The 22,524-nt window shown below is 57.7% G+C and carries 14 protein-coding genes and 1 riboswitch; of the genes, 3 read left to right on the top strand and 11 right to left on the bottom strand.

All coding sequences use genetic code 11. The features are described from left to right. Positions 1–205 precede the first annotated feature (205 nt). On the bottom strand, positions 206–1,384 hold the full coding sequence (locus ACQ4N8_RS09305) for a GntR family transcriptional regulator (RefSeq protein WP_430704069.1): 1,179 nt from the start codon (positions 1,382–1,384) through the stop codon (positions 206–208). Between the two features lie 202 nt (positions 1,385–1,586). On the opposite strand from ACQ4N8_RS09305, the gene ACQ4N8_RS09300 reads away from it, so the two are divergent. Then, a complete protein-coding gene (locus tag ACQ4N8_RS09300) occupies positions 1,587–2,525 on the top strand; it encodes a M15 family metallopeptidase (RefSeq protein ID WP_430704068.1) in 939 nt (312 codons plus the stop codon). Positions 2,526–2,532: 7 nt separating this feature from the next. Here the strand turns inward: ACQ4N8_RS09300 and ACQ4N8_RS09295 are convergent, their stop codons facing one another. The 8 genes from ACQ4N8_RS09295 to ACQ4N8_RS09260 form a co-directional block, all read right to left on the bottom strand. Next, positions 2,533–3,489 carry a 3'-5' exoribonuclease YhaM family protein gene (locus ACQ4N8_RS09295; protein WP_430704067.1) on the bottom strand — a complete coding sequence of 319 codons (957 nt, stop codon included), beginning with the start codon at positions 3,487–3,489 and terminating at the stop codon, positions 2,533–2,535. Positions 3,490–3,849: 360 nt separating this feature from the next. Next, positions 3,850–4,884 carry a protein-glutamate methylesterase/protein-glutamine glutaminase gene (locus tag ACQ4N8_RS09290; protein ID WP_430704066.1) on the bottom strand — a complete coding sequence of 345 codons (1,035 nt, stop codon included), beginning with the start codon at positions 4,882–4,884 and terminating at the stop codon, positions 3,850–3,852. Positions 4,885–4,908: 24 nt separating this feature from the next. After that, positions 4,909–5,724 carry a CheR family methyltransferase gene (locus tag ACQ4N8_RS09285; RefSeq protein ID WP_430704065.1) on the bottom strand — a complete coding sequence of 272 codons (816 nt, stop codon included), beginning with the start codon at positions 5,722–5,724 and terminating at the stop codon, positions 4,909–4,911. Positions 5,725–5,727: 3 nt separating this feature from the next. Further along, positions 5,728–7,536 (bottom strand): methyl-accepting chemotaxis protein, encoded by a 1,809-nt coding sequence (locus ACQ4N8_RS09280; protein ID WP_430704064.1) that lies wholly within the window; start codon positions 7,534–7,536, stop codon positions 5,728–5,730. A 29-nt stretch (positions 7,537–7,565) separates the two neighbouring features. Then, positions 7,566–8,060, bottom strand: a complete 495-nt coding sequence (locus tag ACQ4N8_RS09275) for a chemotaxis protein CheW (RefSeq protein ID WP_430704063.1) — start codon at positions 8,058–8,060, stop codon at positions 7,566–7,568. A gap of 22 nt (positions 8,061–8,082) precedes the next feature. After that, the gene (locus tag ACQ4N8_RS09270) at positions 8,083–10,209 is read right to left on the bottom strand and encodes a chemotaxis protein CheW (RefSeq protein ID WP_430704062.1); all 2,127 of its coding nucleotides are present in this window, start codon (positions 10,207–10,209) and stop codon (positions 8,083–8,085) included. A gap of 137 nt (positions 10,210–10,346) precedes the next feature. Next, a riboswitch (cyclic di-GMP riboswitch) is annotated at positions 10,347–10,433 on the bottom strand. 157 nt (positions 10,434–10,590) lie between these two features. Continuing rightward, positions 10,591–12,792, bottom strand: coding sequence for an FMN-binding protein (locus tag ACQ4N8_RS09265; protein ID WP_430704061.1), 2,202 nt, complete (start codon positions 12,790–12,792; stop codon positions 10,591–10,593). A 360-nt stretch (positions 12,793–13,152) separates the two neighbouring features. Continuing rightward, entirely contained in the window at positions 13,153–16,758 is a 3,606-nt protein-coding gene (locus ACQ4N8_RS09260; RefSeq protein ID WP_430704060.1) for a WIAG-tail domain, read from the bottom strand. Positions 16,759–17,049: 291 nt separating this feature from the next. Between ACQ4N8_RS09260 and ACQ4N8_RS09255 the strand changes: the two genes are divergently transcribed. Continuing rightward, positions 17,050–18,366 (top strand): MFS transporter, encoded by a 1,317-nt coding sequence (locus tag ACQ4N8_RS09255; protein WP_430704059.1) that lies wholly within the window; start codon positions 17,050–17,052, stop codon positions 18,364–18,366. Between the two features lie 22 nt (positions 18,367–18,388). Here the strand turns inward: ACQ4N8_RS09255 and ACQ4N8_RS09250 are convergent, their stop codons facing one another. After that, positions 18,389–20,365 (bottom strand): glycoside hydrolase family 127 protein, encoded by a 1,977-nt coding sequence (locus tag ACQ4N8_RS09250; RefSeq protein ID WP_430704100.1) that lies wholly within the window; start codon positions 20,363–20,365, stop codon positions 18,389–18,391. Positions 20,366–20,498: 133 nt separating this feature from the next. Here ACQ4N8_RS09250 and ACQ4N8_RS09245 point away from each other — a divergent pair, with 133 nt between their 5' ends. Next, positions 20,499–21,380: an AraC family transcriptional regulator gene (locus ACQ4N8_RS09245; protein WP_430704058.1), complete on the top strand. Its 882-nt coding sequence runs from the start codon at positions 20,499–20,501 to the stop codon at positions 21,378–21,380. A 194-nt stretch (positions 21,381–21,574) separates the two neighbouring features. Here the strand turns inward: ACQ4N8_RS09245 and ACQ4N8_RS09240 are convergent, their stop codons facing one another. Further along, positions 21,575–22,480 carry a hypothetical protein gene (locus ACQ4N8_RS09240; protein WP_430704057.1) on the bottom strand — a complete coding sequence of 302 codons (906 nt, stop codon included), beginning with the start codon at positions 22,478–22,480 and terminating at the stop codon, positions 21,575–21,577. Between the last annotated feature and the right edge of the window lie 44 nt (positions 22,481–22,524).

The following is a 22,524-nucleotide window of genomic DNA, read 5'->3' as shown; positions in this document are numbered from 1 at the left end:
TCGCACCTTGGTCGGACAGCCGGTCTCCCCGTATCCGTCCGTTTGTCCGCTTACCCATGAACGTAGATGATTTTCGTAAACCATTCATCGAAATCACAATGGCGTTGCATTAAAGCTTCCAGGAAACCCATGGAATCTGAGTCGTAGCCCGCGATGGTTCAGATGACTCCGGGTTACTCCGTACGAACATGATTTGGGAAACGAATTACAAACCGCGAGCGGGAGCGGTGGATTCACCCGGAACCAATTCGGCCGGCAGCTTGATTTTGTTCGCTACCGTTTGGTTATCCATGATCGCCATCACGTTCTCCACGGCCAGCTTGCCCATGTCCTCTTCGTTTTGCCGCATATGGGTGAAGGCATACCCTTCGCCGATCCGGAACTGCGGGCTGTCGAAGCAGAGGATCGAGACGTCCTGCGGAATGCTTAAGCCCAACCGCTTTACCGCAGCCTTCGCCAGCAGGGCAATATTGTATTCGATCGCGAAAAATGCCGTGATTGATGGGTGTTCCCTGAAATGCTTCATGATTTTTTCGATGTCCCGCTCGATGTTCTCGTCGCTGAACGAGCTTGGCAGCGTAGAGGTCAGATCGCTGACCCACAAGCTCCGGTCCGCGGCGATGCCGCGGCTAGCATGGGCTTGCACGAAGCCTTCGATCCGGTCCTCTACCGCAGAGGTATCCACCGGCGGGGGGGACAACAGCGAAATATGGGCGTGGCCCAGATCGAACAGGTATTCCACCGCGGACGACGACGCCTTCACATTGTCGGTGCTGATCGACGCCGCGGCCACCCCCTTGATCTCCCTGTCGATCAATACGAGCGGGAACCGCTCGATCACCATCTTAAGGATTTCCGCGTTGAAATACTCTCCTTGGGCGGGAAAAACGATCAGCCCGTCCACCCCAAGCCGCAACAGCTTGCGGATCGTATCCTCCTCGTTCTCCTGGATGCCGAACGTTCGGCGCAGCACGAGGAAGCAGTCCTGCTCCCGGGCGGCATCCTCCATCCCGTAAATCAGCCGGGTTCCGTAGCTGCCGGCGAAATCCGTCAGGACGACGCCGATCAATTTCCCGGCAAGTTCCTTCTCCGTCTCGTCCACGTCCCGCCCGTTTCCCTGCCGCCCGGCTTCCGGGGCTACCTCTCCATCGGCCTCCGGGTCGGCCACGAAGGAACCCCGTCCCGGCTTGCGGACGATGATCCGCTCGGCCGCCAGCATTTCCATCGCCCTCTTGCTCGTGATCCGGCTTACGTTGTATTCTTCGGCCAATTCCTTCTCCGAAGGAATCCGGTCGCCGGGCTTATAACTATGCGCCATGATTTGCCGCTTCACATCATCGAATATTTTCTCGTACATCGGTTTAGACGAGGTCGTTTCACTCATGACAATCCTCCCGTGCATCCCCACTAAAGGACTTGATATATATTATAATATATCATGATATATTATCGTTGTCGAATAATGTTTAAAGCTCTACGTCAAATTGGGGCCGCCGAATCTACCGGCAGCCCCTACTATAGGTATATGCTATAATCATAGAACTAGATCTGGCCCGTCTTATGACCGGCGCGAAAGGAGTACCCCGATGTTATCCCGTAGACACCGCAAGGCGGCGGACCTGTCCGCTTTTCATCCTGTCCAGCCCCGCCCTAACTCTTTCCGGACCGGCCGGAGGGCTGGCTTGCTTGGCTTGTCGGCGCTGTTGCTGTTCATCAACTGGAACGCGGCCGGCATCGGCTACACCGCGGCCGATTCGTTGAAACAAACGGCGCTGTCGGGGGAAGAGCGACCGCAGAACGAGCCGCGGAAGGATCATGCCCCGCAAGGCCAGGATCGGCTTGAACCGCCGCAGCCTCGCATGATGCAAGCTGCCCAGCCGCCTGCCGCCGCGATCGCCAAGCAGCACCAACTGCCTGAAGGCAAAGGATTCGTTTACCTCGACGAAATCATCCCGAGCGCCGAATATGATATCCGTTATTACACCGGCGACAACTTTATCGGGGAGCAGATCAACGGATACAACGGCCCGTTCGCCATCCTGACGTTGCGAGCGGCCCGCGCTTTGAAAAAGGTCAACGATGATTTGGAAAAGCAGGGATACCACCTCAAAATCATCGACGCCTACCGCCCCCAAAAAGCGGTCGATCATTTTATCGCCTGGGCCAAGCAGACCCATGACACGAAAATGAAAGACAAGTTCTATCCCGACGTCGACAAGAAAAATTTGTTCAAGCTGGGTTACCTCTCCTCCAAATCGGGTCATTCTCGCGGCAGCACCGTGGATCTCACCATGGTGTACAAAAAGACCGGCCAAGAAGTCGACATGGGCAGCCGTGTCGATTTCCTGGGCACGATTTCCTCACATGGCGCGAAGGGGCTAACCAAAGAGCAGCGCGCGGGCCGTTACATCCTAAAGACGGCGATGGTCAAGCAGGGCTTTAAGCCGTACAGCAAGGAATGGTGGCATTATACGCTGGAAGACGAACCGTACCCGTCTGCTTATTTTGATTTCGACGTGGAATAACGCAGGCTTACCACTTTAACCGGTAAATTCCCTTGTTCTCCAGGCCGCGGATGAGCGGCGTCCATGCCTCCGACTCCGGCGTGGCGGCCAACGTGTCCTCGACCATCTGCAGCTTGGCGTCCAGCGCGTCGATATGGTGCAACGCGACGGCCTCCGGCGTTTGCGGCTGCACGGGACTGCCCCATTCGCCCAAATTGTGATGGGACAGCACCAAATGCTGCAGCCCCAGCACCTTCGGCGAATCGAGCTCGATGCCGAGGCGGATCGCCGCTTCGGTCACCCACTGGGACGCCATCGAAATATGTCCGAGCAGCTTGCCCGGCGTGCTGTACTCGGACACGATCCCCAGCTCGGCCACCATTTCCTCCGGCTTGGCGATATCGTGCAAAATAATGCCCGCCTTCAGCAGATCCTGGTTCAAGAACGGACGCTGTCCGCACAAAAACTCCCCGATCTCCAGCATCCGCACCATATGGTAAGCGAGACCGGCAAAATAAGCGTGATGATGCGTTTTAGCCGCCGGATAATGCGCCAGCTTCTCTTCCACCTTGCCGACGCAAAAGGCGACGATCGCGCGAATGTCGGCGTCGGCAAGTCCCGCGATCACGCTCTGGATCGTATGAATCAGCGCTTCCGGCGAAATCGGCGCGGAACGGATGAAATCCGTCAGCCTTACGCCATCCTCGGTATTGGCCGGGCGGATTTGCAGGATTTTCACCTGCAGCTTATCCCGATACGTCTGCACGAGGCCCCGCACCTTTACAAGTCCCATCGGAAAAAAAGTCTCTTTATCGGTCTGCGAAGCGTCCCAAAACTTGGCCGGAAGCTCCCCGGTCGAATCGCATAATACGATATCCAAATAATCCTTAGGCGGATTGGCGTTCGTCTGCTTTACCTCCAGCTCCTTCAGCAGGTAGTAGCCTACGAACTCGTCCTGGTTTTTCAATTGATTAATCTGCGTCACCAACGATTCCTCCAAACCCATGATAGATTCATTATACTACGGTCGAATGACAAAAACCCCCCGTTATTTCGGGAGGTGAACTGACGCATAACGATGGGGATGCCCGGCCAGAAGCGATAAATGTTGTAATTCGTACAACAATTTTGTATCTATTGGGGCCGTTTGGGCTCAAAAGTTGCATTTCATGCAGCATTTTGGGGCGCCCCGGGCTAAAAGTCGTCGTAATATTGGGTGGCCGCTTAGCACCCGCTCGATCGGATGACCGAAATGGTCACGAGAGCAGGTCAAATGCTCTTAGTACGTACGTACTCATCACAAATTTCCGTAACGGTTCTCTTTCGCTCCCCCTCTTCTCTTCCTTCACTTCACCATCGCGCACAGCAGCCGAGGCATTTGCTCCAGAGGCGCTTGCTTCTCCACCGCGTCCAGCTCATAGGCAACCTTGGGCATGCCGTACACCACCGAGGACTTCTCGTCCTGCCCGAGCGTTCGCGCGCCTTTCCGCCGCATCGCCAGGAGGCCCCTCGCCCCGTCGTACCCCATACCGGTCAAAATGACGCCCACCGCGCGCTGGCCGCATTCCTTGGCCGCGGATTCGAAGAGGACGTCGATCGAAGGGCAGTGCCCGTTGATCTTGTCCCCTTCGAAGCACTCGACCTTAAACCGGTCGCCCAACTTGCGCAGTCGCATATGCCGGTCGCCGGGCGCGATCAACACCTTGCCCGGCCCGAGGATGTCGCCGGTTTCCGCCTCCTTCACTTCAAACGGCGTGCTGTGATTCAGGCGATCGGCGAACATTTTGGAAAACAGCGGCGGGATATGCTGGACGATCACGATTCCCGGAAACAAGGGGGGCAACTGCTTCAGCAGGAACGTGATCGCTTCGGTACCTCCGGTCGAAGCCCCGATGGCGACGATTCGGTCAGCGCTGAAGGGCTGATCCACGATAGGGCCCGGGGCCGTCGCTTGGCCCCCCCTAAAGCCCGGACGCAGCACCTTCGTATTCGCGGCCATCTTCACCTTCTCGATCAGTTCGCGGATGAAACCCTCGACGCTCATCGGCGACCGCGGATCCGGTTTGCACACGAAATCCACGGCTCCCGCATTCATCGCTTCAAAGACGGCGTCGCTGATCGTGCTCACCACGATGACCGGCAGAGCATACTGCGGAAGAAGACGGCGGAGAAATTCGATCCCGTTCATCTTGGGCATTTCCACGTCGCAGATCATCACGTCCGGACGGAGCTGCAAAATTTGGTCGCGCGCATCGAACGGGTCTACCGCTTTGCCGACGATTTCGATGCGGGGATCCGACGATAACCCCAAGGACAACACTTCCCGGTACATCATGGAATCGTCGACGATCAGCACGCGCAGTTTTCGGTTGTCCCCCATACGATCTCCTCTTTTTCCAAAAAGTTATTCCTTCCGGTACACCGCGGGCATGACGTATTTGAACGGCGTCGTTTCCCGCTGCAGCGATTCGGAATGCCCGATGAACAGATAACCGCCGGGCTCCAAATGCTTATAGAATTTGTCCACCAAAGTTTCCTTCGTGGGATTGTCGAAATAGATCATGACGTTCCGGCAAAAGATGACGTGAAACTTGCGCTTGAACGGAAACGTCGGCTCCATCAGATTGAATTTGCGGAAGATCACTTCCCGCTTCAGCTTCTCATGAACCGCGCTATGCTCCCGGTCCTGCACGGAGAAATACTTCATTCTCCATGAAGGCGGCAGAACCTTGAGTTCTTCGTTGGCATAAATGCCTCGTTGCGCCTTGCCCAATATTTCCCCGGAGATGTCGGTCGCCAACACCTTGGAATCCCATAAGAGTTTGTTCACGCCGAAATAATCGTCCAATAACATCGCCAGCGTATAAGGCTCCTCGCCCGACGAACAGCCGGCGCTCCAAATCCGGAGGTCCTTGTCTTTCACGACGCTCTCCAAAAAGGGGAGCACCCGGTCCCGGAAAAATTCGAAATGGTCGAATTCCCGCATGAAAAACGTATGGTTGGTCGTAATTTTATCCACCAGCGTCATCACGGCTTTCCCGGATCGGTCCGAAACGATATCGTCATAATACTCTTTGAAGCTGGAAAAGTTCTTGCTAACCAGGACATGCTGCAGCCTCCCCATCACCAGCGCCTGCTTCTCCTCCTTCAAATGGATCCCGTAATGACTGCGAATGTAATCCGTCAGCTGTTTGAATTCCTCGTTCGTGATCGTAATCATGGATTAATATTTGCCGAATTCCGAATCGCTGAGCAGGATTTGGGGAGAACGGTTCCCGCCGGACTCGGATTTCCGCGAATCGTTCAGATGTTCAAGGACGCGCAGCACTTCGGGATTCATTTCATCCTTGCCGCTATAGACGCCGTAACCGTTGCGCTTTAAGTTAAATTGCGCCACCTGCTGCTTCAGCAGCCCCGCCTGGCTGGACAGCTCTTCGCTCGCTGCCGCGCTTTCCTGCGAAGTGGCTGAATTGGTCTGAATGACTTGGGAGACCTGCGAGATCCCTTGGTTGATTTGCGTGATGGCAGCGGCCTGCTCCGTGGAAGCCGTTGCGATATTTCCAACGAGATTGGCAACCTTTTCGATATCCCCGACGATCGATTGCAGCGCTTCCGCCGTCTGATCGGCGATCCTCGTGCCTTCCTGCACCTTGTTGATCGAGCCTTCGATCATGTCGGTCGTTTCCTTGGCGGCATTGGCCGAGCGGGCGGCAAGATTGCGCACCTCCTCGGCCACGACGGCAAAGCCTTTGCCGTGCTGGCCGGCCCGTGCGGCTTCGACCGCAGCGTTCAGCGCCAGGATGTTGGTTTGGAAGGCGATCTCGTCGATCACCTTGATGATCTTGGAAATGCTACTCGAGGCCTCGTTGATTTCGCGCATGGCCCCCAGCATATCCTTCATCTGCTCGTTGCCCTGCAGCGCGCTTTGTTTGGAATCGGCGGCCAGTTTGTTCGCTTCATTGGCATTTTGCGCGTTCAGCTTCGTCTGCGTGGAAATTTCCTCCAGGGAAGCCGTCAGCTGCTCCACGGAGCTGGCCTGCTCGGTTGCGCCCTGCGACAGCGCGATGCTGGAATCCGAGACCTGCTTCGAGCCGGAAGCTACCTGATCCGCCGCCGTATTGATGCTGGTCAGGATCTCGTTGTTCCGCTCGATCATCTCCTGCAGCTTTTTGCCCATCAAATCGTTCTCGGATCTCACCTTCACCTGAACGGTCAAATCGCCGTTAGCCACCTGCTCCACCCCTTGCGCTTGCTCGCGAATACTGGCGATCATGCGGGAGAAGGACTGCATGAGCTTGCCGATTTCATCCTTGCTGTTCGTTTCCACGTTGATATTGACGTTCCCCAACGCCAGATCCTCAGCCGCTTTGGAAAGCTTGCCGATCGGCTTGGTAATGCTCAGGATAATATACACGGCCAGAATCACTGCAAGCAAAACGGCGATCACGATGATTGCGATCAAGGTCGCTACGGTGCCGGAATATTCCCGGTCCCCTTCGTCGCTTGCCAGCTGGGCGTTGTCCACATTGAATTTCACCAGTTCGAGCAGCGTGTTGGATGCCTCGTCAAAATGCTGCCGAGACTCCCCGCGCATCAATTCCATCGCTTCGTCCGATTGATGGCGATCGATCAAGTCGACGATCTGCCCGCTCGCGTTCAAGTATTCCGCCCACTCGGTTTTGAACCGCTCAAGCAACTGCTTCCCTTGTTCCGTGATCACTTTTGCTTCATAATTTGCAATGAGTTTCTGCACCTCTTCGTCTTCCCGGTTTAGCCGATCCGCCAGTTCCTTCTTCTCATCGGGATGCTCCGCCGCAAGAACGTACCGCAATTCGGATATCCGGTAATTGGAAGTTAACGTATTAATGGAGTGAGCGCTGTCCATGCCGGGCAACCAGTTTTTGGTGATTACCGTAGACTGCTGGTTCACCGAATTGATCGATTGGATCGCGAATATCCCCAGTCCCGCCAAAGCAAGAACCAGAATCGCAAAGGCCATCGTTAAGCGCGCTTTAATCGTAAGCTTCGTCATTTTTCAAAACCCCCGTTGTTTGTTTGTGATCAAAGTTGACTTAAATGCTCGGCTTCATCATGATGAAGCAGCTTATCGCCGTCCAGCAGCAGCTTAATCTCGCTTCCTACCTTGCCGACCCCTCTGATGAAACCTTGCTGTTGCGCCGAATTGATTTCGGGGGGCGGCACGATGTCCTCCTCGGCGATCTGCACCACTTCAGCCACGCCGTCCACAATCAGCCCGATAGATATATCGCGGATTTCCACCACCACGATGCAGGTTCGGTCATTGTACTCGCGGAAGGGCTTTTTGAACCGCAGCCGCACGTCCATGACCGGGATGATTTTGCCCCGCAGATTGATGATTCCCCGAATATGCTCAGGCAGCTCGGGCACCTCCGTGATGGCCTGGATGCCGATAATTTCGGTTACGTAGCGGATTTCAATCCCGTAAACGTCGGATCCAATCTGAAAAGTCAGAAACTTGCCTTTTTGCGTATCCTCGTCTTGCTCGATCTGCAGTTGCGCCGTTTGGTCCGCCATGATCCCGTCTCCTTTGATTTATTCATGATGTTCTTGCAAGTCCTCCGACATCGAGGATCAGGCTGATGCTCCCGTCCCCCAGCATGGTGCAGCCCGCCAATCCCCGGATATGGCGGATTTTGCGGATATAAGGCGGCAGACTCTTCACGACGACCTGCTGCTGGCCCAACAATTCATCCGCGAAAAGACAAAACGGCTTATCGTCCTGCTCCACCATGATCAAAATGCCGTCCTCGATTTCCGTAACGGCCGTCTCCACCCCATAACGCTTGTACAAGCGAAGTACGCTGTAGCATTGGCCGCGCACCATCACCATTTCGTTGCCGTCCGGGTCGACGACGATGCTGCCGCGGCCGAGCCGGAACGATTCCTTGATCGCCGTCGTCGGGATCGTATATCTGGCCGGCCCTACTTTCACGTTCATCCCGTCGATGATCGCGAGCGTCAGCGGGATGCGGATCGTAATCGTCGTTCCTTCCCCCGGCACGCTATCGACGGACACGTTGCCGCCGACGCTTTCGATGTTGCGCCAGACGACATCCATGCCAACGCCGCGGCCGCTGAACTCGGTAATGACCTCTTTGGTCGAAAAGCCGGGCAGAAAAATCAAATTATAAATCTCCCGCTCGCTCATGTCGGCTTCGTCCTTAAAGAGCATCTGCCGCTCGCGGGCCCGCTGCAAAATCTTAGCTTTGTTCAACCCGCGTCCGTCGTCGCGGACGCTGATAAGCACCTCGCTGCCGACGTTTTTGGCTTCCAGAGTCAGCGTGGCGGCATTGGTTTTCCCGGCTGCCAGCCGCTCCTCCGGTTTCTCGATGCCATGGTCGATGGCGTTCCGTACCAGATGCATGATCGGATCGGAGATATGCTCGATGATGTTCTTATCGACCTCCGTTTCCTCGCCCAACAGCTGCAGCCGCACGTGCTTCCCTTGTCTTTTGCACATATCGCGGACGATGCGGTGCATTTTTTGGAAGGTGTTCACCAAGGGGACCATGCGGATTGACATCACTTTGTCTTGGATCTCCCCGGTAATTTTCCGCAAATGCCGGGATGCCTTCTGGAACTGCTCCAGCTCAAGTTCCGCCAGCTCGGGGTTTTGCGTCACCATCGACTCGGCGATGACCAATTCCCCCACCAAATCCATCAATTCGTCAAGCTTGGCCAAATTGACGCTGATGAAGCTGGATTGCTGCGAAGCCGTCGCCTTAGAGACGTCCGGCTTGGAGGATTCCGTGCCGCTGCGTCCGGCCGGAACGTCCCCGGCTTCGTTAGCAGGCGGCTTGTCCTCCGTCTCGCTCAAGTGCTTCAAGCCTTGCCCATCAGCCGGAGGCTCCTGCTCCGGTTCCGGCGCGGATTCAGCCAACCCGGGAACCTGCATTTCGCGAATTTCCAAGTGTTTCAGGCATGGCGCTTGAGAGAGATAGGAGGAGATCAATTCGGCGCTTTCACCGTTCCGGAAGAATAACTGAAAGCCATGCCGCTTGATGATTCCGGCGGATTCCTGGTTCTCGGCGATGTCTTCCGGCCAATAGCTGAAACGCTCGGTCATTTCACGAAGGCTGTGGACGATCTGATAGGCTCGGACATTCTCCATGTTATAGTCGTCGTCGAAAAACACGACGGCTTTGATATGCGCATCCCGATCGGGGAGTACTGGGAATTCGGCACCTAATCCCGCCTCATCTTGAGCGGAACTGGGCGATTCCCCGGAAGCCGCAGCCGCGGCCATGGCCTGCTCCTCCTTAAGCGCCTCGAGATACTGGTGAATGCTGCTCCTCAGCGGTGAGGAATCGCCGTCAGGGACATCTCCGTTCCGGATTTTGTACAGCTCCAGCTTGATGAAATCCCCTCCCTGCAACACCAAATCGGACAAGGCCGAGTAATCCGATAATCGGGGCTGATGCTCGCGGATAAACGCAAAGAGGTCTTCGATGACATGGGACAACGCCGCAATATGGTCATAGCTCATCATCGTAGAGGAGCCTTTGATCGTATGCATAATGCGGAAAATGACATCGACCGCCCCGGATGAAAACGTATTTAACTTTTCGCATTCCAAAATACTCTGCTCCAGCTGTTCCAGAAGCTGCGAATTTTCGTGAAGATAGATTTCTAATAATGGATCCGAAGCACCGAATTCTGCCATCACATGATCTCCCCATCCTACATAATTCGACAAATAATAATTAAATTCGACAAAACTATAGCATAAAAAAACTCTTTCTCGATATACCCGCATTTCGAAGAAAGAGAACTTTCAGAAAGATTGAGCCACGCAACCTAATATGAAACCCGGCTGCCTTTGCTGTCCTTCGCTTTAGGCCCGTAGCTTTGCGTCCTTGTCTTTCGGCAAGTTTGCCCTTCTAGTAAAATTGCTATTTTTAGTTAATTTATACTAGCATGCCAGGTGAGAAGTTGTAAATGACAATTTTACATTCGCATGTCAAAAGACAAAAGCCCCCCTCGCACGGTTTGCAAGGGGGGCTTTGTTCATGTGCGCATAGACTTGGTTGCCGGGAGGTTTCGATTATCTGCCGGCGTTTTCAAGCGCATTTTTGATCGCGTCTACGACTTTGGCGGATACGGCTTTTACGCCGTCCGTCTCGCCGAATGCAGCAGGGCGATAGCCGTATTTATGCAGGGATCCGGTTGTCGTCGGCGTTTCGATTTCCGTCTTGACGGTCTTCTCGTCCGCGGACAATTGATCCTCCGTTTTGATTTTCGCTTTGTCGTCGAGATAGAATACTTCCATCTTGAACGGAACGTTGTTTTGAACGGTTACCATAACATAAACGGATTTATCTTTATTGATGCCGGCAAAGATGCCGTTGGCGTAAGCCGTTTTGTAAGTCTCGCTGATTTCCGCTTTTTTGTAGGCCAGCTCGACAGCCGCTTTCAAAGCCGTGCTGCTGCTGGTAGCCCCGGTTACTACGTCCACTTTTTCCGCTTTCTCTCTCGTTCCCGCGAACAGCAGGTCGCGAGTCAAGATCGGGATCGCTCTTACGACTTCGGCATAAGCCGATTGGCCGCGGTCAACCATGTTGACGCCTACGCGGTACAGCTTCAGGCCGACGATCACGCCGTTGCGCAGCGTTACGTCAGCGCGGTTGGTCCCTTTGTCATAGGCATCGCCGTAGGCGGTGAAGGTGCCGTCCTTGTAGTTGTTTTGCGCTTTCGAAGCGTTGTTCAGCAGGTCGGCGAAAGCCGCTCTGGCTGCCATGCTCAGCGCTTCCTGCGTCGGAATCGGTGTCATGTCCGCACCGTATGCGTTCAGGCCTTCCGTGAGTTGGGCAACAACCGTTTTTTGTTCTTCCGTCAGTTTGTCGCCCGCAATCAGCTTGCCGTCGGCGCCAAACAGATATACGGTCGCATTCGTTGCTTTATCGGCTTTGACGTCGGCAAGGACAAGCACTTTGGACAAATTGTCCACGCCGGCAAAAATTCCTTCGAAATATTTCGCTTTGCCCGGAACCTTTAGCGCTTTTTCAAACGCTCTTTCCACGGCCACGTTCCAGCTATGGCTGCTTTCGGTCGCACCGGAAATCGCGTCGACGTCATCGCTGTAATTCGCGATAAACGAACCGTTCGCCAGCAGTTTGGCAACCATCGGCGCGTTGGCTTTCACGACTTCGGCATATGCGGTATCGCCGCGGTCGATCAGGTTGGAGCCCAGTCTGTACAGCTTCACGTCAACCAGCTTGCCGTTGCGGATGTAAACGTCGGCTCTTTCCACGCCTTTATCGCGGGCTGCGCCGTAAGCGGAATAGAATCCGTCGACGTATTTCGCCGCATTGTTGATCTTCGCGTTTTGCTCGGCATCCCAATAAGCGTTGACGGCGGCTTTGAATTCCGCTTCGTTGCCTTTGGTAGCTACGGCGTTGGTGCCGTTAGCCGACAGCTCGGCGGTGATCGCCTTGGTCAGCGCGGCTTGCGCTTCGGTCAAGTTCGTTTCTTCGACGGCATTGCCGCTGGCGTCAAGCGGATATACCTTGACTCCCAGACGTTTCGTGGCGTCGTAGTTCACGAATACCATGTATTTGCCTTCAGGGTCTACACCCATGTGCTCCCCGGCGAAATAGGTTGCGCCTTTCGGCTTCTCCTTCAGCGCTCTTTGGAAGGCCCGGTCAACGGACAGCTTCCAGCCTTCGCTCGAACGGGTTGCTCCGGAAACGACGTCCACCTTGGCAGCTTGCTCTTGCGTTTTGCCGAGCAGGTTTTTCTCCATCGTTTCATAAGCTTGCCATAGGCCGCTGTAGTTGTTGCGCACGTCGCGATCGATCAGCTTAGGGCTCGTTCTGAGCAGCTCAAGCGCAGCCACCTTGCCGTCTTTGATCGTGACTTTGGCACCTTCGGTACCTTTGGAGTATGCGTTGCCGTAAGTGACGTAAACGCCGTCGGCATAAGGACTTTCTACCGGTTTAACGACCGGTGCGGTCGTCTTGGCCGGAGTCGTTGCTTTTGTCGGAGACTTAGCCGGCGTAGTCGTGGACTTCGCAGGCGTCGTAGTTTTGCTTGGTGTTTTGGTTGTTGTTTTGCTAGGCGTTGTTGTTTTCGTAGGTGTCTTCGTTGTCGGTTTCGATGGCGTTTCTTTCGCTGGCGTTTCGGTGGTTTCCGATGCTGCGGATACGACGTCAATGCCGGTCAGCTTGAACCCGGACGTATCAACCGTAAGCGCCAAAGACGATAATACCAGCGTCGCGCTTACCGTAAGACAAATCAGCTTTTTCAAATGCGATCCTCTCCCTTGTGAAATTGCCCAAGCTATGTAAATACATAACCTGCTTCTTAATGACGGTTTCTCTTTGTTTGTCTGCCTTTGCTCAAAAAATCGCGATAGCTTTCTGAGCAGTCACGCCCCTCCCTTGGTACCGAAACTTCCTTCAAACCGCAGCACCCCATTACGTGAATCTATTCACATAATAAAGGAAAAAAATAGATGCAAGCGGTTTCCACTTATACTAGGTAATTCGGCTTAAAAATGCTGTACACAAAATCACACGCTGTGAAATATATATCACTTTTCATGGTAACTACAGCCGAATCAAACAGCCACCGGAGAGTCCGGCGGCTGTTTGGCATACCTCGTATTTTAGAGCGTATCTCCGATCGCGATCCACGTCACGAAGCCGTAATTCACATTGCTTTCCTTAAGCTTGGAAACCGTAATGACGGCCGATTCGACAGCCTGGTCCTTCAGCGTGACGTAATAAGCCGGATGGTTGGTCATGCCTACGATCACGAAATTGGGCGAAGCGAACGGGGCATCGAACACGATCGTGATCTCCGTTTCCTCCTCGTGGCGCTGCAGCAAAAACGGAACCATGCCGAACTGCTGCTGAGCCGGGAGCCCCGGCAGCGTCTGGACCGGGGTGAAGGCAAGCTGCTCAGGCCCGACGGCGCCCGGCTGCAGATGGCGCGAGCTTACCGCTCCGTCAGCCAGCTGACCGCTGCCGATCGCATCGGACGCGAGGTGGACGCCGTGCACCGCCCCCGGCTGCAGGTGTCCCTGGCCGACCGCGCCTTTACCGAGCACGATGGCATCCACGGACCCGGGCTGCAGATGCGCCCGGCCGATCGACGCCGGCTGAAGGTCCCCGCCGCCGACGCCTTCTTCCGGCAGCAGGCCGCTTTGCCGCAGCTCGGCGGACAAATGCCATAGGTTCACGGCTTCCGCCGAGAGGTGGCGGGCTTTCACCGCCGCCTCTTTAATGTGCCGCGAATCGATGCTGTCCAGCGCCAGATGCTGGCCTTGCACCGTGCCTGCCGCCAGGTTCCGGCCTTGCACGGCTTCCACCGACAGATGGCTGGCTTGCACGGCCCCGGCCTGCAGATGGACGCTGCCGACCGCCCCCTCGACGAGCACGTCGGCATCCACCGAACCCGGCTGCAGATGCGTCCGGTCGATCGAATCCGGCCTGACGTCCCCGCCGCCGACGCCTTCCTTCGGCAGCAGGCCGCTTTGGCGCAGCTCGGCGGACAAATGCCGAAGGTTCACGGCTTCCGCCGCAAGATGGCGGGCTTTCACCGCCGCCTCGCCGAGGTGTCGCGGCTCAATGCAGCCCTCGGCCACGTGCAGGCCTTCCACTGCGCCCGGAGCCAGGTGCCCGTTTTGCACGGCCCCGGCCTGCAGATGGACGCTGCCGACCGCGCCCTCGCCGAGCACGCCGGCATCCACGGCTCCCGGCTGCAGATGCGCAAGGCCGATCGACTCCGGCCGGATGTCCCCGCCGCCGATGCCTTCTTCCGGCAGCAGGCCGCTATGCTGCAACTCGGCGGACAAATGCCATAGGTTCACGGCTTCCGCCGCGAGGTGGCGAGCATTCACCGCCGACTCTTGGATGTGCCGCGACTCGACGCTGGCCAACGCCAGATGCTGACCCTGCACCGCGCCTGCAGCCAGGTGCCGGCCTTGCACGGCTTCCGCCGACAGATGGTCGGCCTGCACAGCCCCGGCTTGCAAGTGGCCGCTGCCGACCGCTTCGTCGGCCAGCACTTCGGCGTCGACCGCCCCGGCCTGCAGATGCTCGCGTCCGACGGACGCCAACTGCAGGTCATCCGCGCCGATGCCGCCCTCGGGCAGCAGCCCGCCCCGGCGCAGCCCGGGAGTAAGGTGGCCGGCGGATATCGCCTCCTCGGCAATATGGCGGGATTCGACCGCCGCTTCGTCGAGGTGGCGGCCCGTTACGCCGCCCGGAGCCAAGTGGCTGGCCTGCACGGACCCTGCCGCCAATTTGCCCGCGGTGACGGCGCCGTCTTGCAGCGTTCGCTCGGAGATCGAACCGGTGCTAAGATGCCCTTCTTCGACGGCCTGCGATTGAAGCTGTCCCGAGCCGACCGAAGCGGCGGCCAAATGCTCCATTCGTACAGCCTCCGCCGCCAATGCTTCCGGCTGCACGGCACCGGGCGCCAGATGAGCCGACCGGACGGCCTGCGCAGCAAGCTTCGCCGCCGTTACGCCGCCGTCGGCCAGCTTGGCGGACGTTACCGCCAGGTCCCCGAGCTTATCCGTCGTCACGCTTTCCGGCGACAGCTTTACACTCGTGACCGCATGGTCTTGGAGATGCGGCGAGAACACGACGCCCACTCCCAAGTGCGCCTCCCGGACCGCGCCGGACTGAAGCAGGCTGCCGTCGATGCTGCCCTTGGCCAGATGCTGGCCCTGCACCACGCCCGCGCCCAGATGGTCGGCATTGATTTGCCCGGCTCCGATGGCGGCTGCCGTCACCGAGCCGGATCCGATCGCGCGGCTGGTCACGCTGCCCGGCGCCAGCTTATCGGCGGTGACGCTGTCCGACTGCAGATGATGCTCGGAAATGGCCCCGATGGTCAGGTGATGACCGGACACCTCGGCTAATCCCAGTTTCTCGCCGGTTACCGCGCTATCGGCCAAATGCCACTCCTGCACCGTCTCCGGGAGCAAATGCTCGCCTTGCACCGATGCGGCAGCTAAATGCAGGCCCGTCACCGCCCCCGGTGCGAGCTGCGCCGACTGCACGGCGCCTTTGGCCAGATGGCGGGTAAATACGGCTTCCTCGGCGATTTTCCCCGGCAGGATGCTCTGATCGGCGATTTTGGACGAGGTCACCGCCTGCTCGATGATGTGCGCCGTGCCTACGGACTGATCCGCCAGCTTCGAGGAGAGGAGCGTTTTGTCGGCCAGATGGCGGCCTACGATCTCCCCGTCGGGAATGTGCTGCTGCCTGATGCTGCCCGGCTGTACCTGATCGCCGGCAATCGCACCGGGCGTAATATGGCGGGACTCCACCGCCCCATCGGCCAGATGGACCGCTTTCACGCTGCCTTCCTGCAATTGCTCGGCGCCGACGCTGGACCCGGCCAGCAGCTCCCGGCCGATCAGCCCGGGAGCCAAATGGCGCTGGGCGATGGCGTGTTCCGCTAAATGATGGCCCTCGACCGCGCCGTCCCGCAGCTTGGCCCCGGTGACGGAACCGTCGCGCAGCTTGGACGTGGTCACGGCCTCGTCGCCGAGCTTCGAGGTGTCGACCGCCCCGTTTGCCAGCTGCAGCGCATCCACCGCCCCGCTGCGGATTTTATCTCCCGTTACCGCCTGGTCCTGCAGCAAATCCGTCGTTACGATCCATTCGCTTAAATGCCGGCTTTGGATCGAGCCGTCCGCCAGCTTCTCTCCGGAAATGGCCTGGTCGGCCAATTTCTCCGGCGTTATGCTGCCATCGGCCAGCTTCTCGCCACCGATGGCGTGATCCTTGATCGCCCGTCCCTCGATCGAGCCGTCGACCAGGTGGCTGCCGGTCACCGACAAAGGGGCGATTTTGCCGGAGGTCACCGCCCGGTCGGCCAGCTTGATGTTCTCCACCGCATAGTCGGCGATCCATGCCGTGCCGACGGTGCCCCGCATGATCCGCGAAGCGTCGATCGTAAACGGAGCGATCTTCTCCCCCGTGATAGCCGCGTCCATGATATCGTCCGTATAAATGATGCCCTGCTCTTGATGCGGCGCGGCTTTTTCGCGCAATAGCTCCTGCAGCACCCGATCGCCGAGCGTCGGTGATGCCGCAGGCTCATTGTTTGGCGGCACGCTAGCCGCTTCGTTCTCTTCAGGGGCCGACAGCGCCGGCGCCGAGGTCTGGTGAATGTGCAGTTCCTTTTCCTCGGACTGCAGCTCGGCCTTTCGCTCCTCCAACAGCTTTAATTCATTCATTTCCGGATTGTCCACGTAATAAAGCGATTTCCTCGCTTTGCCTGATTTCGCAGGTTTTATCCTTTTCAGAGCCGCCCTCTCCTTTGCCAAAAGATGATCCGTCTTCGGTATCATATGCGGACGATTAGGCACTTGTCACAGCGGCTTTTGCCCAGTCTGCGGGCTAATTAAGGGGCCTGGCCCGAAAAAGCGGAAATCCGTCAATGATTTTCTACCGTTTTTCTCCTGCCGTTCCCGCGTTACAATAAGATCGCGTCAAGCACGCCGTAAATCACATTCGCAATAGCCTGGAGGCATAATCACGCCATGGAAACCGACTTCGCCCCGCTCAAAAAGCAAACCGCCGCAACCGGCCCCATCGCTTCGTTCGATGACGTGAACGGGACCGGGACCGATTTCGAGTCCGAGCCCGCCACCGCTGCCGAGCCCGCCCTGAAGCCTCGCTTCAACCGCTCGTTTGCGATCATTTTGTCGAGCGTGCTTCTGCTGACCTTCGGCAGCAAGCTTTACGAAATCATCCTGCCGCTCATGATGTACGACATCACCCGCTCTGCCGTCGCCATGTCCAGCATGAAAACCGCGGAGCTGCTGCCGAACTTCTTCTTTGCCATTTTCATCGGCGTGTTCGTCGACCGGGTGGACAAAAAGCGTTGGGTGCTCTGGATGATCGGGCTGCAGGCCGCCCTGCTCCTGGGCTTCGTCGCTTTGTTCCGCTCCGGCATCCATATTCTGCCGGTGTATTACGCGATCGGCTTCTTGCTGATGACGCTGAGTTACGGCTATTTCAACGCGCAGGTCAGTTTGACCAAGCTTAGCGTCCCGACGCGGGAATTGACGAGCGCCAACGCCAAGCTGAGCTTCGCCGAGACCTTCGTCGGCATCATGGGCCCGGCCTTGTCCGGCCTGATCCTGATGTTATCCGACATTTCCGACGGACTGATCATTACCTCGGCGTGTTATTTGCTCTGCATGGGCCTGTTCACGAGGCTGAAATTGGCCGAGGAAACCAGAACTCCGCGGCGAACCCGGTTCGCCGCGGAGTTTCTGGAAGGTTGGCGCGCGTTCAGCGCCAATAAACCGCTCATGATGATGACCGCATTCGTCATCTTCCTCAACTGTACCTATACCGTAGTCAACACCACGGTGATCTTTTTTGCGAAGGACGATCTGGGCCTCTCCTCATCCCTTCTGGCCGTCGTGCTCTCCGCCTCCGGCGCCGGCGGGCTGGCGGGAAGCCTGTTCCTGAGCAGGCTGAGGGCGGTTTGGGGGCTGGGCAAGGTGTATGCCGCCTCCATTCTGCTGAACGCGCTGGCGTACGCATTGCTGTTCTTCACGCATGGGCTCGCCTTGTTTATCGCCGCCCTGTTTCTGTGCGGGTTCGCCGCCACCCTGTATAGCGTGTCGATCTACGCGTTCCGCCAGGAGCAGACGCCGGCCCCGCTGATGGGCCGGATCGCCGGCATCACCGGGACTTGCTTCCGCATCGGCATGCCGATCGCCGTGTACGCCTCCGGCTGGGCGATCGCCTGGTGGGGCGCGTCGGTCGTTTTTGCCGCCTGCGCCGTCTGGAATATCGCCGTGCTGCTCGTTTTTCTGCGAACCCGCTTGCGGCATATTCAATAAGAATCAAGAATCGGTAAGCCGTCTATCTCTCCCGTACCCATACGGTCATTTCGCCTTCGCCGCGGTTGGCCCAGGCGTAATACGGAATGAACTTCAGCGCGGCCGGCTGCTCGCTCGGCTGTGCCGACGGACTGTACAAGCCGCCGGACCACCCCCGCTCCGACACCCGCACGGCCTTGGCCCGCACGGTGACGATGCGGCCAAGCGGCCCGTCCTCGCGTTCGGCGCTAAGCTCCGAAGCTTGCGGCAGCACGAGTTCATGCAGGTGCTCGCCGTTATCGGCCTGCTCGAGGCAATACACGAGCGGCCCGCGCTGCAATGCCACCTTCCCGGCGTTGGCCCGCACGAGCGGATGGCTGTGCATGCGCGTCACCGGCATCGCCAGCTTCAGCTCCACCACGTCGCCGGGCCGCCACTGCCGCTCCAGACGGATATAACCGTCTTGGATCCGGCCCTCGTCCTCCACCGCAACCGCTTCGCCGGCCACCGTCAGGGCCGCCTTCGGACACCACTCCGGCAACCGCAGGGCCAGCGTAAACCGGCCGTCTTCCTCCGGCTGCACCTCCATGCGGACGGTTCCGTCCCAAGGATACTCCGTCGTTTGCACGAGCTTCACCGCACGGCCGCCCACGTTTAGCTCCGCTTCCCCGCCGATGTAAAGGTGGGCGTAAACCGTATCGTCCTGCACCGTATAGATGTATTCGCCCAGCGAAGCCAGCAGCCGGGCAACGTTCGGCGGGCAGCAGGCGCAGCCGAACCATTCCTGACGGACCGGCTTGATATGGTCGAATTTGTGGTTGGCGCCCCCGCAGGCCTTAGGATCCACTTCCAGCGGATTGACGTAGAAGAAATGCTTGCCGTCCCGGGCCATCCCGCCGACCACCGTGTTGTACAAGGCCCGCTCCATCACGTCGGCGTATTTCGATTCCGGCGAGATCCGCAGCATCCGCTGGGCGAAGAAGATCAGCCCGATCGAGGCGCACGTCTCGGCGTATACCGTGTCGTTCGGCAGATCGTAGTCGAACGAAAACGCTTCGCCCTGCGGCATCGAGCCGACGCCTCCGGTAATGTACATCTGCTTGCCGGCGATGTTGTCCCATAGCTTGCGGCAGGCCTCGAGCATCGCGCCATCCCCGGTCAACGCCGCAACGTCGGCCATCCCGGCGAGCATATACATCAGCCGCACGGCATGCCCGACGGCGGTTTCCTGTTCGCGCACCGGCAGATGCGCCTGATGGTACGCCAGGTCGATGCGGTCGCCGTTCCCCGGCCAATGCGATTTGCCGCCCCTCCGCCGCAACTCCTCCTGGAAGAAATTAGGCTGCTGCCCGCGCTGATCGAGAAAATAGCGGCTCAAGCGCAAATAGCGCTCCTCGCCCGTGGCTTCGTACAGCTTGACGAGGGCGAGTTCGATCTCCTGATGGCCGTCGTACCCGGGCAGCTGGTCCGGCTTGGTGCCGAACACGCCGTCGATGTAATCCGCCAATTGGGAGACCACGTCCAGCAGCTTTCTTTTTCCCGTGGCTCTATAATAGGCGACTCCCGCTTCGATCATATGTCCCGCGCAGTACAGCTCGTGGCACTCCGTCAAGTTTGTCCAGCGTTTGTCCGGCTCCTTCAGCGTGAAATACGTATTCAAGTAGCCGTCTTCCCCCTGGGCCAAAGCGATCACGTCGATCAAGCCGTCGGCGATTTCCTCGAGCTGCGGGTTTGCATCCGCTTCCAAAAGATAGGCCACGGCCTCCAGCCATTTGGCCAGATCGCTATCCTGGAACACCAGCCCGTAGAAATCTCCCTGCTCCAGGCCCGCCGCGATGCGGAAATTGCGTACGGCCCCGCTGGGCTCCGCCGTTTCGACCCGGTCGTTCAGCGCTTCCCATTGGTAAGGCACCACCACGTCCTTGACCAACCCGATATAGTAGCTCCAAAAATCGTCCCGAATCCGCACCCGATGGAGCGCCACCCTTTCGGAACGCGGTGTATGCTCGGTTTGAAACATCACAAGGAATCCTCCTTTATTTTTGAAATATCATACTGACAAAATTCATTTTATCTCATATATTTAGTTCATAATACGAATGACAGCAACCTGAAAGTTATAATATTTCACACTCACCCTGGAGGAGAATGCAATGTTGAATGCGTCTGAAATGGTGCAGTTTGCAGCACCGCCCTTGCCCTATTTCCTGGAGTGCGGGCATACCGTATACCAGCCCGGGGACGAACATCCCAGCCGGCGCAATATCGGCATCTTCGATCTGATCGTCATGGAATCCGGGACGCTGCATATCGGCGAAGCGGACACGACCTGGAGCTTGACCGGGGGGCAAGCGCTGCTGCTGCTCCCCGATCGCGATCATTATGCGGTGAAGCCTTGCGAGGAACCGACCGTCTTCTACTGGCTGCATTTTCATACGGTATGCTCCTGGCAGCAGTTGCCAGCGGAAGAGGCGGATTACCCGCTTCCCGGCGCGGACGGGCATCACAAGCGGTTTCGGGTTCCGCCGTACTCTCTCCAGTTGCCGAAAGTCTGGGACATTCCCTATCCGGAGCAGGTTCATCAACTGCTCCGCCACCTGCTGCAAACCTCCGGAGAACGCCAGTCCCGCGCGTTTTGGACCCGCCAGGAGCGTTTTGAAGAGCTGCTGCGCGCCATGGACCTTCGGCAGTTGGAGTCATATGCGTCTCCAGTCGTCAACGTGGCGGAGAAAGCCGAGGCATTCATCAAAACCAACTTTCGTTCCGAGTTGAATAGCGAGCAGCTGGCGGGAGCGCTGCATTATCACTATAACTACATCACCCGCTGCATGAAGCAGGTGTACGGCATGACGCCCAACGATTATCTGCTGCAATACCGACTGGAACAAGCCAAACTGCTGCTGCTGAAGACGGAGTGGCCGATCGCGGACATCGCCGCTTATGTCGGGTTCAACAGCACGCCGTATTTCTCGAACCGCTTTACGCTTAGGAACGGCTGCTCCCCGAGGGAGTTCCGAAAGCGGTATACGTCTTGATCAGACCGCGCGGACGGATCAAGACGCTCATAGCCGAAATGGGGGCCACCCGCTCCAATTGTTGTACAGAAAAGGGGCAGGCCGACCCTTTGGCACCGCCTCGCCCGTCAAGCGCCGATTTGGGCTATATCGAAAAAGCCGTCCGGCGCAGGTTCCCCGCGCGGACGGCATCATTACGTTACCTTATATGTTCTTCAATCCGTCGCCACGATCGTGTTCAAGGATGCGAAGGCCAGCGGGCCAAAGCCTTCCGAGGCTTCGCCGTGCGGCATGTTGATCATCCACGCGTAACCCTGCCCGCCGATGTTCTTGACGATGTACTCCCGCGTCAAGTCATCGCCGCTAGCGATCAGGTACAATTCGGCATCGCGCATCGTGACATAGATCTCTTCGCCGGAACGTTCCTCGACCTTGCCGGTTTTGGACAGTTCCTCCCGGGCGGTTTTAGCCAAATCGGCCACGTCGTAGCCGGCCGGCAGTTTCGAAATGTCCACATGGTATCCCGGATCGTAGTCCATCGTTAACCGATGGGCGCCGGCATCAAACGAGAAGCCGTCGAACATATAAAACGCATAGCCGGCGCCCTGCGCCAACTTGGCGGTCCGCTGCTCCTTCATGCCCTCCAGCTCGACTTCGATCGCCTTCTCGGCCGGCAGGCCCGAAGCTTCCTCCACGCCGATATCGGTCACGGCTTTCCCTTCGGAAGCCTCCAGCTTCGTCAGCACCAGTTGCTTAAGCAAGTCATCGCCTTCCACCGCTTGCTCCACGTAATCAAAAGCCACGGGCGTGCCCTGAGCTAAGCTCTGCGCCAATGCGGCCAAGGTTTCATCCATTTGAAACGCGGTCGGCGTTCCTTCCAGCTCGATTTCCGCCGAATGGTTATCGATCAGGCCTATGAAAATCCCGGTCCCCTGCTTCGTTTCGGAAGGCTTATCCTGCACATCCGTCCGGCCGCCGTTTTGGTCCTGAACCTGATTGCCATTCGTGCCGCCATTCTGCGCGTTGGTTCCGGAGTCTGCCGTTTGGCCGCTGCAGGCGGCAAGCGACATGGATAGCAGGATCACAGTCATACATCCCAACGTTTTCATCGATTTGTTCAAAAAAGCTGCACCCCCTTGCCTACTCGAACGATCCGAACGGTCAA

Source organism: Paenibacillus macerans (assembly GCF_050565405.1).
In the GTDB taxonomy this organism is placed as follows: domain Bacteria; phylum Bacillota; class Bacilli; order Paenibacillales; family Paenibacillaceae; genus Fontibacillus; species Fontibacillus macerans_B.
This window is presented reverse-complemented; position numbering and strand designations above follow the sequence as displayed.